Source organism: Prosthecobacter sp., from assembly GCF_029946185.1.
GTDB lineage: Bacteria > Verrucomicrobiota > Verrucomicrobiia > Verrucomicrobiales > Verrucomicrobiaceae > Prosthecobacter.
The window spans coordinates 6,147-17,833 of the sequence record NZ_JAQSEA010000244.1; the positions used below are offsets into that span (position 1 = coordinate 6,147).

Below are 11,687 nucleotides of genomic sequence, written 5' to 3' on the forward strand. Positions count from 1 at the left end.
GTGCTTGCCACGCGCTCGCAGACGGGCGGGCTGTCGCCACACCCATCCTACGGGCCGAGTCGCATGCCCGTCGGAGGACGAAGACGCCATGGGATAGCGCGAGTCGGGAAACACCCAGTAGCGGATCTAGGACAAGGCGCCGAGCTTTGGAGAGCATTGTCGACCGGGGTGCTTGCCACGCGCTCGCAGACGGGCGGGCTGTCGCCACACCCATCCTACGGGCGGAGTCGCACGCCCGTCGTAGGTTGGGTGTGTTTGGCGCGCGGTTCTCCCAATGTCACCTGCATGCCTCTTCGCCAAACCGCCCGACTATGAGCGCGTTCGTACGCCTTTGCGGCTCCCGTGCGCTGAGAGACGGGCTGGGCATTCCGGCATCCTACTCTTCCTCACTTTCAGATCCGGCATCCGTGAGGAGGAGGAAGAGGCAGATTGGGGGGGACGAATTGTGACGATGAACGCACTTCTCCAGCACCCACGCACTCAGGCCGTGATCGCATGGGTGCAGCAGTGGCGCAAAGAACTCGCGGTCTGCCTGTTGATGGCGGTTACGCTGGCGGGTCCGTTTCTGCTCAAACCGGCGCAGAGCACCGCACCAGCGCGCTATGATCGACGGCTGGTCATCATCTCGCCTCACCATGACCGCATCCGCGAGGAGTATGGGCATGCGTTTGCTGCGCATTGGAAACAGACGACGGGACAAACGCTCTTCATCGACTGGCGCGTGCCCGGCGGCACCTCCGAGATTGCCATGCTGATCAAGTCCGAGGCCATGGCGGCCTTCCAGCAGCACTGGCAGAAGAAGCTGCACCAAACGTGGTCGCCTGCGGTGGCGCAGGCCTGCTTGAACCCGAAGGCCGCGCCCGAGGATGCCGCACGCAAAGCCTACCTCGCCTCGAACGTCGGCACCGGCATGGATGTGTTCTTTGGCGGTGGCGCGTATGACTTCGAACAGCAGGCCAAGGCGGGCACGCTGGTGGCTGGCGACGGTGAAAAAAACGGCCTCAGCGGGCTGGCGAAAAAGCACCCGGAATGGTTCAGCGACGCGGGCATTCCCGAGAAACTCAGCGGCGAGCCCTTCCGCGATTCGCAGGGTCGCTGGTGCGGGGCCTGCCTCTCCAGCAGCGGCATTGTTTTCAATCGCGATGTGCTGCGCCGCATCGGCATTCCTGAAGATCCCGTGGCCTGGGACAATCTCGCGGACACGCGCTACTATGGGCAGATCGCCCTGAGCGATCCCGGCAAAAGCGGTTCAGTCACGAAGGCGCTGGAAATGCTCATCCAGCAGCAGATGCAGCTCGCGCATGATCGTCTCAAAGCGGAGCCGAAATCGAAACTCGACCCGGATCAGCTCGAAGCCCAGGCCGTGGCGGAAGGCTGGAACGAAGGCCTGCGCCTGATCCTGCGCATCAGTGCGAACGCGCGCTACTTCACCGACTTCTCCACCAAGATCCCCCTCGAAGTGGCCAAAGGCGATGCTGCTGCAGGCATGTGCATCGACTTCTACGGACGCTCCGCTGAAGAGGACGTGCGCAAGGCCGATGGCACCTCACGCGTGGGTTTCATCGCGCCGCTGGGCGGCACCTCGATCAGTGTCGATCCCATTGGCATGCTGCGGGGTGCGCCCGATCCCGAACTGGCCACCGCCTTCATGGAGTTCGTGCTTGGCGATGCCGGGCAGAAGCTATGGAGCTACCGCGTGGGCGAGCCGGGCGGACCGCTGCACCACGCGCTGCGCCGGCTGCCGGTGCGGCATGATTTGTACACGCCTGAAAACATCGCGAGGATGAGCGATGGCCATGAGGTGCCCTTTGAAAAGGCGCAGGCCTTTACCTACCACCCTGAGCGTACCGCTGCGCTGTTCAACACCATCCGCTTCCTCGTGCGCGTGATCTGTGTGGACTCCCATGTGGAACTCCACGAATCCTGGAAAACCATCATCGACCACGGCATGCCCGAGCGCGCCCTCCAGGTGCTGGAAGATCTCACGCGAGTGAAGTACGAAGCCGCCACCGGCAACATCGCCAAGATTCTAGCGGCTCGCGACAAGGTGCAGGAAACACGGCTGGCCCGTGAGTTGGGAGACGCCTTTCGCAATCAATTCATCAAGGCTGGACGGATGGCGCGGAACGACGAGTGAAGGCATCTTGGCTTGCGCTGGCCCGCAAAGTTGGAATAATAAGCTATGAGCAGCATCGCCCAGGAACTAGACGCCACCCTTGAGAGCCTGGAGCCTTCTGAGGCGGCTGTGCTGGCTAGCATGGTGCAGCAGGCTATTCAACAAGTGCAGGCTGCACCCTCCATGAAACGGCATGGGTGGCATGCACCGCTTGAATCGGAGGCCAAGCGCATAGATCTTTGGGAAGCTGCGCTATTCACCCAGAAGTGCGAAGAAGTCATGCATCAGGCATTTGATGATGCTCTTGTGAAAGCATTTGACGAAGTAGGTTGGAACCATCGTAAAGACAGCGGTATAGATGTGCAGTTATTGTCTGGAACAGCATGGGAAAAAATGCTTGCTTCACTTATTACTAAACAGCCTGACAAGCTAAGTGAATCCACACATCTCACACCTCCGAGTGATTTGAATCTGGAGGCATGGAACAAGCGACTGACCTCACGCAGCGAACAGCTTTCAACCGGCAGACAAGGTGCCACGCTACAAGAAGTCATGGATGATCTGCGGGGCTACGAGTGATGAGCTACTGGGACACATCCGCGTTGGTGAAGCTCTATTTGCGGGAGGTGGACAGCATGGCTTTCCGCAACAGATCATTGCAGGAAGCACCGCTTCACACAGCACATCTGGCTCGGCATGAGTTGCGCACGGTTTTTCTGCGCCGTGAGTCAGAGGGACTTATTCAACCCGGCAGCGCCGCACTGCTGTTTCAGGATTTTGAGGAAGATGTCATAGCTGGACGGATTCTCGTCCAAACCGAGACGCCTGCTGTGCAGCAGGAATTTGTGAAGGTGCTCGAACAATGCCTTCTCGTGACGCCACCGGTTTTCATTCGCACCAACGATGCGCTTCACATCGCCAGTGCACGCGTCGTTCAGCAGACAGATTTCGTCACAGCAGACAATCGGCAGAGAGCGGCGGCAGTCCATGTGGGACTGACCGTTTCGTGATTCCCCCCCATGTCCAAAACTCTCTCACTGCTGATCTTTCTGGGGATGACCGCGTTCTTCGCGTGCTTCTTTGCCTACCCGATCTGGGCGGCTCTGGAGTCGGCATTTCGTGGGCCGGACAATCAGTTCACGCTGGAATATGTGTCTGAGGTTTTCCTCAATCCGCTCTATCGCCAGGGGTTGTGGAATTCGTTTGTCATCGCGGTGTGGACGACGCTGGGGGCGCTGTGCATCGCCCTGCCGCTGGCGGTGTGCTACGTGCGTTTTGCCTTTCCGGGGCGGGCGCTCATGAATTCGCTGGTACTCATCCCCATGATCCTGCCGCCGTTTGTGGGGGCCATCGGCATCAAGGCGATGCTTGGGCAGGCGGGCGCGCTGAACAGCCTGCTCATCAATCTCGGAATGATGGACGCGCTGCATCCGACGGACTGGCTCGGGCAGCACCGCATGCTGGGCATCATCATCATGGAGGTGCTGCACCTGTATCCCATCATATATCTCAATGCGGCGGCGGCGCTGTCGAACCTTGATCCGGCGCTGGAAGAAGCGGCGGCGAACATGGGGTGCAATGCGTGGGGCCGCTTCTGCCGCATCACCTTGCCGCTCATCATGCCCGGCGTGTTTGCGGGCGGTACCATCGTCTTTGTGTGGGCCTTCACGGAGATGGGCGTGCCGCTGCTGTTTGACTATGACCGCGTCACGGCGGTGCAGATTTTCCGCAGCATCAATGACCTGAGCGGGAACCCCTTCCCCTACGCCTTGGTGGCGGTGATGCTGGTCTTCAGCACGCTGTTTTACCTGACGAGCAAGCTGCTCTTTGGCAGCTCCAATGCCGGTGGCGGCGGACGTGCCACCACGGGCCGTGAAACGATCGTGCTGCCCGCCGGTCTCGGCTGGGTCTGCACCGCATTCTTTGTGGGCGTCACCTTTCTCGCGGTGCTACCGCATCTCGGCGTGGTGCTGCTGTCGTTTTCCAAAGACTGGTACGGCACCGTCATTCCACACTCCTTGACGCTGGATCATTACCGCGATGCGCTGGGGCATGAGCTCACGCTGTCATCCATCGCCAACAGCTTGAAGTACTCCACGCTGGCGATGCTGGTGGCGCTCGTCCTCGGCATCGGCGTGGCCTATGTTTCTGTGCGCACGCGCATCTGGGGCCGCCAGCTTCTTGACGCCATGGCGATGCTGCCGCTGGCCGTGCCGGGCATCGTGATGGCCTTTGGCTACCTGGCCATGACGCGGGAGGGCCAGCCCTTCCACTGGCTGATGCTGGGGGAAGATCCGCTGCTGCTGCTGGTCATCGCCTACGCGGTGCGCCGCCTGCCTTTTGTCGTGCGGTCGGCCGCCGCCGGTTTCCAGCAAGTGAGCCCCACGCTGGAAGAAGCCGCGCAAAACCTCGGTGCCCGCCCGGAGAAAGCCCTGTGGCGCATCACCCTGCCCCTCGTCGCACCGAACCTCGTCGCGGGTGCGCTGCTCGCCTTCTCCTTTGCCATGCTGGAAGTGAGCGATTCCATGATCCTCGCGCAACAGGCCACCTACTTCCCCATCACCAAGGCGATCTATTCCCTCGTGCTCGCCCTCGGCAGCGGCCCGAATTTAGCCTCTGCGCTCGGCGTCTGGGCCATGATTTTCCTCGCTGTGACCATCCTCGGTGCCGGGCTGATTTTGGGGAAGAAACTCGGCGCGCTGTTTCGGGGGTAGGTGGCAATCTGAATTGAATGGAAGCGAAGGTGAAGTTTTCGGCGCGACTTTACGATCCGGTGATTTGGACACATCTTCCTGACATGAAGTCTGCCATTCTTCAATCCCTGCTGGACAGCCCTGCTCTGCCTGAACTGCTGGAAGAGGCGCACAAGGCCATGGTCCGCGAGCAAAAGCTGCGGGAGAAATTCTATGCGGACATCACTCTCGAAGACCAAAAATGGGAGTTCATTCAGGGCGAGGTCATCATGCACTCCCCGGCCCTGAACCGGCATCTGCTGGCGACCAAGCATTTGTTTAGCGTCATGGATGCCCATGTCCGTCTGAAAAACCTCGGCGTCGTTCACAGCCAGAAAGCCATGACCAGCTTTCCGCGCAATGACTATGAGCCGGACATCTCGTTCTTTGGCCTGACGAAAGCGCGGCTCACCGGCCCGGATACGCTGAGGTTTCCCATTCCTGATCTCATCGTCGAAGTGCTCTCTCCTTCCACGGAAGCGCGAGATCGCGGCATCAAGTTTCAGGACTATGCGCTGCATGGCGTGGCTAAGTACTGGATCATCGACCCCGTGACCGAGAGCGTGGAACTCTACCGTCTGGCGGGAGAGGTCTATCCCCCGGCAGAGCGGCAGACCGAGGGCCTGCTGTGCAGCGATGCCATCGCCGGGTTTGAGATACCCGTGCGGGCGGTCTTTGAGGAAGCGGAGAACTTGCGGCTGCTGCGGGAGATGTGGACCGGCGCATAAAGCGGACATTTTAACGAAGGCGCTGTTCCGTGGCTGAGGCATAGATATACCGCAGCACCCGCCACGCATGAAGTCCAAGCGACCTGTCAAAATCAAAACCTTCGAGCAAGCTTTCGAGTTCGTCTTGAAGGTAAAGACCTGCCTCATCTTTGGCTCAAAGACCTCTGACCTCCCCAGCCTGTGGGATGTGGTGGATCTTCCGGGGAGACAACCCGGGAAACCGGGATGGGGCGCAAAAGTGGAGGCGGTCTGGGCCTGGAAGAATGAACTGCCGGCGGAGTTCCCCGACGAGATCTTCTACGGCAAACTGCCCGGCGGACTCGCGGTGCTGATGAGCATGGAGCATCTGCAGCAGGCCCACTATCCGGCGCATCATCGGCCTGTTTCCGAATGCAGCGCACTGGCTCGGCGTGCCTTTGAGCTGATCCGCAGCGAGCCACGCACCACGGCAGAGCTGCGCAAGGCGCTTTCACCTTCAGGGACGATCAGCAAGAGCAAGGTGGACAGCGCTCTGGTGGAGCTGCAGGTGACGCTGAACATCACCCGCTCGAACGCGCCGAAGCTGAAGCTCGACACCTGGCTGCCCTTTGCAGAGCAGTATCCCAGCATGGGGGGTGAGGCTTGAACCGCACCGACCGCCTCGTCTCCATGGCCCTGGCCCAGACCATCACTGCCAAGTCAGCTAGGATTCACGCCAGCCCGTCGTGAGGATGCATCGCACCGCCGTTCTGGGCTTCCGGTTGGTGCTCGAAGCTGAGCCGTAATCCACTCAGCGCCCAGCCAGGCTGTTTCGTTTTGACCATTCTGGAACTACAGACCCGAGCGTCATGCATTGCGAAGCTCCACTATTCATCGCAGCCGAGTTATTCACAATGTAAGAATGTAACGTTAATAAGGTTTCCTTGACCTGAGTTCCCCTGTCCTGCATTCTCATGCCGATATGAGACGCCCATGGATCAAGATCGAAGTCTGCACGCCGGACAAGCCGGAGATTTGCAGTATGGCCACCCAGTTACGGATGGATGATGACGCCGTGGTGGGAAAGCTGGTGAGGCTGTGGTCCTGGGCGGAATTGAACCGGATCAACCCTAACGACTTAGGCGTTACGAGGGAGTTCATCGATAAGATTGTGGGGCGCAAAGGTTTCGCGCTGGCGCTGGAAAAAATCGGCTGGCTCATTGAAACGGAAGAGAAACTGTCCTTTCGTAACTTCAAACGCCACAACAGCCCGGTGGCCCAGAACAAGGCCCTGACGGCCAAGCGGGTGGCTAGGCACCGCTTGCGCAAAGCAGCTGGAAATGAAGAGGTTACGGCTAAACCCTTGGCTAAAAAAGCGGTGAAAGCGCCGAAGGTTCAAGAAGCGGCCGCCCCGCTCCAACAGGGTGGAGAGGTCGAGGCCAAGGACTCCGCTTTGGTTCTCAGAAAGAAACCGTCTGCGCCCATCGAAACAGAGGTCGCGAAACATGTCATCGCACCCTCCGAGCCAGTGGTTGAGCCAGTGGTTGAGCCAGTGGTTGAGCCAGTGGTTGAGCCTACGGTCGAACCTGCGGTTGAGCCTGAGGTTGAGCCTGAGGTTGAGCCTGTGGTTGAGCCTGTGGATGAGCCTGCGGTTGAGCCTGCGGATGAGCCAGCGGTTGAGCCTGCGGATGAGCCAGCGGTTGAGCCAGCGGTTGAGCCTGCGGTTGAGCCTGCGGTTGAGCCTGCGGATGAGCCAGCGGTTGAGCCAGCGGTTGAGCCTGCTTCTAGCATTGAGGCCGTGGTGCCGGCGGCAGCGGTTCCTGAGGATGTCGTTGTGGCTGCCCCAGTCGAGGAACCCGCACCGCGCAAACGCCGTGGTAAAGGTGCTGCGGATCGGGATGATCAGCCCATGTTGTTCTAAGGGGGGGGGCCGAAGTTGGGTGACGAGTGGAGAACACCTCACTGCAGGCTGCCGGTATTTTTAAGTGGGAACAGAGAGCCGCTCTCTTCCCTCGCTTCAGGATGGGCGCTGTCTGCGGGCAGGACCTTGGTCTCAGTCTATTGCACACGCCCAACCCTTTGCTATTCTCCTTTTCTGTTCGGACTGTTCTGGCAATTTTTCTCCTTCCACCCGCGTTCTATTTGCTCGCATGAAATTTACTCTCGCATTCATCACGCTGTTTTCTGTCTCTGTGCTCTCTGCTGCGGACTGGTCACGCTTTCGCGGTCCGAACGGCACCGGATTTGCTGACACCACCGGTTTGCCAGCGGTGGTGGATGACAGCACGACGCTGTGGAAGGTGGAAACGGGCAAAGGCTGGTCTTCGCCGGTGCTGTGGAAGGACATGGTCATCGTCACGGCAGAAAGCAGTACGACGCGCCGCGCGGTGATCGCTTTTTCTGCCAAGGACGGCAAGGAACTGTGGCGGCATGAGGAGGAGTTTGTACCGCACCCCATCCACAAGACCTACAACACCTTTGCCAGCAGTTCCGCCTTTGTGGATGCCGAACGCATCTACATCAACTGGAGCAGCGGCACGAACATCCAGGCGCTGGCGCTGGATCACACGGGCAAGCTGGTCTGGCGCAATGACCATGTGGCGGACTACATTCATGAGCACGGCACGGGCATTTCGCCGATTGTTGTCGATGGGCTGATGATTGTGCGCAGCGAATTTGACTGGAAGCGTGATGGCAAGGTTTACTCCGATGTCCCTGAGCAGCAGACATGGAAGAGCTGCGTGGTGGCGCTGGATGCCAAAACCGGCAAGCAGGTGTGGAAGCGGGAGCTGCCGAACTGCCTGAACACTTTCTCCACGCCGGTGGTGCATGATTTGAAGGGCGGCGCAAAGGAACTCATCTGCGCGAACAATGCCAGCGGGGTCATGGGGATCGCTCTCAAGACAGGCGAGATCAACTGGCAGTACAATCCCGGCTACAAGCAACGCAGCCTGGGCTCGGGCGTGCTGAGCGATGACTTCTACTTTTGCACCTTCGGCACCGGTGGCGGTGTGAAGGAGATCGCGGCAATCGACCTCAAGAGCGGCAAGCCTGTGCCAGTGCCCTTCGACATTCCCAAGGGCCTGCCCTATGTCCCCACCCCGCTGGTCATTGGCGACAAGATGTACCTCCTTGGCGACGGCGGCATCATGCGCTGCGTGGAGTTCAAGACTGGCAAGGTCATCTACGAGGAACGCATCGAAGGCACGCAGGGCAGCGCCAAGTTCTTCAGCAGCCCGGTCGCGGGCGATGGCAAGATTTTCTGCGCCAGCCAGCAGGGAGATCTCATTGTGATCAAGGCGGGACCGAAGTTTGAAAAGATCGCCGCCAGCAAGCTCGATGGGCCGATCAATTCGGTGCCTGCGATTGGCGACAAGCGGATCTATGTGCGCACGGCGAATTCGCTGTACTGCATCGGAGCGAAGGGCCAGCCGGTGCCTTGAGGTGCTTGGTTGATTCAAACTCCCCTTCACCGGCGGCTGGGAACATCACCCCTCAAACATCGCTGATTCGACCCATCGCCAACCTCTTGATGCACAGCCTTCATGGTGCATCTCTTTCTTTGACGACCTTCACCGAGCCGTCGTTGTGGGCAACGATCTTCCTTTTGGAGCGATCTGCTTTCTTGGTGACGAGCACGACGGCGTTGCCTTCACTGGAATCAGTGAGCTCGGCGCCACGGTAGTCCCAGCCCTGACCGGGAACATCCGTCACTCCTGGGAATTCAAGCAGCTTGCGGTCCGCTATAATCTGCTCGTCGTACAGCGTTTCGATCGATGGCGGGTATTTGCCATCATGGTCTGCCGAGTACTGTTTCATGGCAATGACAAGCTGCTTGGCATTGCTCACCACTTTCATCTGATCCCCCTGCGTCTTTACCATGGTGAAAGCCGGGACCGCCAGCGAGGCAAGCACGGCAATCAAGGTCAGTCCAAACCCCAAATAGCCCAAGATCAGTCCGGCAATCGCCATGCCACGACCACCGAGAGCACCGCCAGATTTTCTGATGCCTGAGAGGGCCAGATGGCCGGTGATCACCGCAGGCAGGCCGGCCAGCCCCACGGTGAGGAAAACGAGAATGCCACAGACCAAACTTGCGATCGCAAGCCCCGAGGTGCCCTGAGGAGGAGGCGCCAGCGAGGCTGCGTTTGTGGCGAAAACTCCTGAGGGTGCAAAAACAGGCTGAGCTTGCGGGGGTGGAAGCAGTTTTGAGAGAGGCTCCCACTCGGCCATTCCTTCGTGCCAGCCGAGATCGGAGCCGCTGAGTTCACCCGCCACGAGACGTCGATAGACCTCCTCCTTCTCAAAGGGGCCGGATTTCTCTCCGTTTTTGGCAACGTGGTAGGTCATGTGGATGTGGGGTGAAATGGCAGCATTTCAGGGATACTCGAAGCCATGGGGACGGCACAACTTTAAAGTCGTGGCGTTTTCCATCAATCCGGCTCATGCAGGCCATGAGCAAAATCTCCTTTGCCAAATGAGGGCCGGGGGGTATGTCTGCGGCCCTAAATATGAGCAAAAAAAGTGACTTCGGATTGATCGGCCTCGCTGTGATGGGCCAAAACCTCGTTCTCAACGTGGAAAGCCGCGGCTTCCAGGTGAGCGTTTATAACCGTACGACCAGCGTGACGGATGAGTTCGTTGCCAAACATCCTGGCAAGGCTCTCGTCGGCTGCCACACCCTTGAGGACTTCGTGCAGAGCCTCGCCACGCCGCGCAAGATTCACATCATGGTGAAATCGACTGCGGTGAAGGACTCGGACCGTGATGCGGTGGACGCAGTGATTGAGCAGCTGATCCCCCTTCTCGACAAGGATGATATCGTGATCGACGGCGGCAACAGCTTCTATCAGACGACGGAGCGCCGTGACGCCTACCTTGCCAGCAAAGGCCTGCGCTTCATCGGCGCGGGTGTTTCCGGTGGTGAAGAAGGTGCGCGCAAAGGCCCTGCCATCATGCCTGGTGGCCCCGCTTCCACCTGGGAAGTGATGAAGCCGATCTTTGAAAGCATCGCGGCGAAGGTCGATGGTGAGCCTTGCGTCATCCACATCGGCCCTGGCGGTGCGGGTCACTACGTGAAGATGATCCACAACGGCATCGAGTACGGCGACATGCAGCTGATCTGCGAAGCGTACAATATTTTCAAGCACGCAGGATTCACCACCGACGAGATGGCCGCCATCTTCAACGAGTGGAATGAAGGCGACATGCAGAGCTACCTCATCCAGATCTCCGGCAAGGCCCTGGAGCAGAAGGATCCTGAGACCGGCAAGTCCATCGTGGAACTCATCGTGGACAAGGCCGGCCAGAAAGGCACGGGCCAGTGGACGCTGATGAACGCGGCTGAAAACGCAGTGGTGATCAGCACAATCAACGCCGCCGTGGAAGCCCGCATTCTTTCCTCCCAGAAGAAGCAGCGCGTGGCCGCCAGCACCCAGCTGACCGGACCGACCGCGAACATCACGACGGACAAGAAGGAACTCGTGAAGAAGGTTCACGACGCCCTTTATGCCTCCAAGATCATCAGTTACGCGCAGGGTCTGGACCTCATCCAGACGATGAGTGAGAAGAAGGACTGGAAGCTGGACCTCGGTGGCATCGCCGCCATCTGGCGCGGGGGTTGCATCATCCGCGCCCGCTTCTTGAATCGCATCACCGACGCCTACCGCACGAACGCCAGCCTGGCCAACCTGATGCTGGATCCGTTCTTCAAGGACGTGCTCAGCAACACGCAGCAGCATTGGCGTGAAGTGGTCAGTATTGCGACCTTGAACGGCATTCCTGTTCCTGCGTTTAGCGCCAGCCTTGGCTACTACGACAGCTATCGCGCCGCCCGCCTGCCAGCAAACCTGCTGCAGGCCCAGCGTGACTTCTTCGGTGCTCATACCTATGAGCGCACGGACAAGCCTGAAGGGCAGATGTTCCACACGGAATGGCCTGAGGTGATTGGCTAAGGGTAGCCGAGTTGCTGCGCAACTGGACAACTTTAAGGGCGGCTGGGGTAAACCTGGCCGTCTTTTTTGTGCTCGCAATTCTCGCAAGAAAATCCTTCGGCTACGTCCCCGGCGTTTTTCGTTATAGAGGTTAGCAAAACTCAATTCCGTATATCAGGCAGTTTCTTGATAGAAGATCATGGGCTTCGACGGCGGCTGG

At 59.3% G+C, this 11,687-nt stretch carries 10 protein-coding genes; 9 read left to right on the plus strand and 1 reads right to left on the minus strand.

The genetic code is table 11. From position 1 onward, the window contains the following. Positions 1–451: 451 nt before the first annotated feature. The 8 genes from PSV43_RS20295 (at position 452) to PSV43_RS20330 (ending at position 8,977) form a co-directional block, all read left to right on the plus strand. On the plus strand, positions 452–2,137 hold the full coding sequence (locus PSV43_RS20295; RefSeq protein WP_300201855.1) for an extracellular solute-binding protein: 1,686 nt from the start codon (positions 452–454) through the stop codon (positions 2,135–2,137). Between the two features lie 45 nt (positions 2,138–2,182). After that, positions 2,183–2,695, plus strand: a complete 513-nt coding sequence (locus PSV43_RS20300) for a hypothetical protein (protein WP_300201858.1) — start codon at positions 2,183–2,185, stop codon at positions 2,693–2,695. Beyond that, positions 2,695–3,126 (plus strand): type II toxin-antitoxin system VapC family toxin, encoded by a 432-nt coding sequence (locus PSV43_RS20305; RefSeq protein WP_300201861.1) that lies wholly within the window; start codon positions 2,695–2,697, stop codon positions 3,124–3,126. The genes PSV43_RS20300 and PSV43_RS20305 overlap by 1 nt, the downstream gene beginning before the upstream one ends. A gap of 9 nt (positions 3,127–3,135) precedes the next feature. Then, positions 3,136–4,830, plus strand: a complete 1,695-nt coding sequence (locus PSV43_RS20310; RefSeq protein ID WP_300201863.1) for an iron ABC transporter permease — start codon at positions 3,136–3,138, stop codon at positions 4,828–4,830. Between the two features lie 83 nt (positions 4,831–4,913). After that, on the plus strand, positions 4,914–5,576 hold the full coding sequence (locus PSV43_RS20315) for a Uma2 family endonuclease (RefSeq protein ID WP_300201866.1): 663 nt from the start codon (positions 4,914–4,916) through the stop codon (positions 5,574–5,576). Positions 5,577–5,643: 67 nt separating this feature from the next. After that, positions 5,644–6,201 carry a hypothetical protein gene (locus tag PSV43_RS20320; protein WP_300201869.1) on the plus strand — a complete coding sequence of 186 codons (558 nt, stop codon included), beginning with the start codon at positions 5,644–5,646 and terminating at the stop codon, positions 6,199–6,201. Positions 6,202–6,516: 315 nt separating this feature from the next. Continuing rightward, the gene (locus PSV43_RS20325; protein ID WP_300201873.1) at positions 6,517–7,455 is read left to right on the plus strand and encodes a hypothetical protein; all 939 of its coding nucleotides are present in this window, start codon (positions 6,517–6,519) and stop codon (positions 7,453–7,455) included. Between the two features lie 229 nt (positions 7,456–7,684). After that, the gene (locus PSV43_RS20330) at positions 7,685–8,977 is read left to right on the plus strand and encodes a PQQ-binding-like beta-propeller repeat protein (protein WP_300201876.1); all 1,293 of its coding nucleotides are present in this window, start codon (positions 7,685–7,687) and stop codon (positions 8,975–8,977) included. 100 nt (positions 8,978–9,077) lie between these two features. Here PSV43_RS20330 and PSV43_RS20335 read toward each other — a convergent pair whose 3' ends face one another. Next, complete coding sequence (locus PSV43_RS20335; RefSeq protein WP_300201879.1) at positions 9,078–9,884, minus strand: DUF4190 domain-containing protein; 807 nt, start codon at positions 9,882–9,884, stop codon at positions 9,078–9,080. Positions 9,885–10,045: 161 nt separating this feature from the next. Between PSV43_RS20335 and gnd the strand changes: the two genes are divergently transcribed. Beyond that, positions 10,046–11,488 (plus strand): decarboxylating NADP(+)-dependent phosphogluconate dehydrogenase, encoded by a 1,443-nt coding sequence (gene gnd, locus PSV43_RS20340; RefSeq protein WP_300201881.1) that lies wholly within the window; start codon positions 10,046–10,048, stop codon positions 11,486–11,488. Positions 11,489–11,687: the final 199 nt, after the last annotated feature.